Source organism: Leisingera sp. MMG026 (assembly GCF_021654205.1).
GTDB lineage: Bacteria > Pseudomonadota > Alphaproteobacteria > Rhodobacterales > Rhodobacteraceae > Leisingera.
In genome coordinates, this window is the sequence record NZ_JAKFZM010000107.1 from 1 (window position 1) to 2,297 (window position 2,297).

General features: G+C 56.9%; 1 protein-coding gene. It reads right to left on the bottom strand.

What is annotated here, in order from left to right:
• On the bottom strand, positions 1-2,260 hold a 2,260-nt coding region (locus tag L1069_RS23595), incomplete at its 3' end, for an AAA family ATPase (RefSeq protein WP_237457271.1).
• Positions 2,261-2,297 lie beyond the last annotated feature (37 nt).

The following is a 2,297-nucleotide window of genomic DNA, read 5'->3' on the forward strand; positions in this document are numbered from 1 at the left end:
GACACGACCTAGAGGCCGTCCACGGCAAGTCCTTGTTAACGATGCCGACGACATCCTGTCCGCGCGTGAGATGCGCCAGCGTAGTCGGCGTATTTCGCTCCGAAGCCAGCTGTGCCAGATCGTTTACGAAGATCATGTCATGCGTGAACACGATAACCTGCCGCACGCCGGCTTCCTTTGCCAGGCGCTTGGCTACTTTTGAGCGCCAGCGATGATCGAGTGATGAAACCGGATCATCGAACACAAGCGCCGATGTATGCGATGCATTGGCTAGTTCGGTAAGGTATGAGGCCAACGCCACACACGTCTGCTCGCCCTCGCTGAGCACATCATGGACCTTGGCCTTGGGGTTGGCATAGAGCTTCACCTCGTATTGTGGTGAACCGAATTTGCCCCCCGAGCGCACGACCTCGACCCCCACGCGATTACCAGCCAGCGCGACGATCTCTTGTTGAAACCGGTCGCGCATACGCGGCGTGATCAGATTGTCGGCAATTTCGTTCCCGAGCCGCGTGATCGCTGTGGTGGCGGTGTCGCGCAAGCAGTCTTCAATGCGCTTTAGCTCTGTGAGCCTCGCGATCTCTGTTTTCGCAATATCCAGCAGCTCGTGACTTTGTTTCCGATCCTGCAAATCGGCCTGTTCGTTCAGCACGGCTTCTCGTGCTTCGCCTCCGGATGCGTCATCGAGAGAAGCCGCATAGGCGCGGGTCTGCGCGGCTTCGGTGTTTACGGCCTCCGCGACGTATTCAGGCAAAGCCAACGGATTCGGAACATCTTCGCCGGAGAGCTGCGCAAGCGTCTGGACCTGCACACGACGCGCGAGCGCGATGAATCTCAGCACTTGCCTTGCGAGCGTGAAGTTACCAGCTTTCAAACTCCGATAGGCCGCAGAGACCTTGTTGACGTGGATAGCGACAGCACGGAATTTTTGCTCTACTTCCTTGAAGACGCGCTCGGCCTCAGCCGCCTTGGTTTCTGTGTCCTTCTTGATGAAGTCTTCAAAGCCAAGCATCCGCGCGGCGGTGGGCTCGTCGATCTCCTGATGGCACAGAACGCAAATATCCCCTTGCGGTGGTGGAAACGCCGCCCCAGCTTCCTTCGCCACTCGCGAATATGACCTGGCGGATTCCCAGAGGGTCCGCCAGACGGTTTCACCAACGCCCTCAAGCGCCAATCCGGAAAACGCCTCATGTGCTGCCGTGTTGGCGGCCGTCCGCATGTCGTCAGCAATCTTCTTCGTAGCATGAAGCGCCTGAATGGCCTCGTCATTCAGCGCCTGCTCGATCCGCTTCAAATAGGATTCCAGTTGATCGAGCTGGGCCGCGTAGTCGCGCTGCGCTTTTGCCGCCACAGCGGGGTCTTGAGCGAGATCGGCTTGAAGCTTAGTCAGGCGCGCTTCGTCCGCATCCGAAAAGGGTGTCTTGGGCTTTTTGGCCGCGATATCGGTATCATGACGAAGCGAAGAAAGGGCTTTGCCGAGCGCAGAGCGGCTCGACCAGATTGGATTGACGAAAACGGAGTTGCGCTTTTGCTCCAATGTTTCCTTCTCGGTTGTCAGGCGCGCCTTGATTTCCTGACAGACACCGGCGAGGTCATCCGGAATATCGAGGCCGAAGGGACGAAACCAAACCTCGTTTTTCTTCTGAACGTGTACCGAAGCTGCATCACGGTCAAAGACCGTGATGGCGGAAAGCGCCTCGGCGGACCCGCCGTCATCTTCCCACGCAACCGTTTCCGCTGCGCCGCCAGTACGGGTGATTTTCAGATCGGCCTTTGCTGTTCGCGTTGGGGAAGAGCTATAAACATCGGATATGATCACACCGGCATGCCGTGAGCGGCAAGCCTTCTTAAGAATTCGCGTGTAGCCTGATTTTCCTGAGCCGTTCTGCCCGTAAACAATGGTCAGGCCGGACTCCTCAAAGTTTAGCGTCTGGCCGGTTGCGAGCTGGTTTACACCGGAGACATTTGCAATGTCGGACAGGGAAATCGACTCGCCGGCACCAGGATCAACCGGCAGGTGGTCCTTCGAAAGTGGTTTGGCCGCCAGCGTCACCGTTGGATCGCCATGCTCTTTTCTGCAGAGCGCCAATAACTCCTCGAACGCCTCTTCATTCGGATAACCGTTCAAGACAATGCGGCGCAGCGCATCGCGTTGCCACAGTGGACGGCCCTCTGACCAAGCTAAGATACGAATAGGGACAGTATCTTGGCTCTTATCTATACTTGCGCTGTCCGACATCACCGTATTAATCTCGCTCAAAAAATATGCCCCTCAAAATCAGAAGGCTACAAGTGCC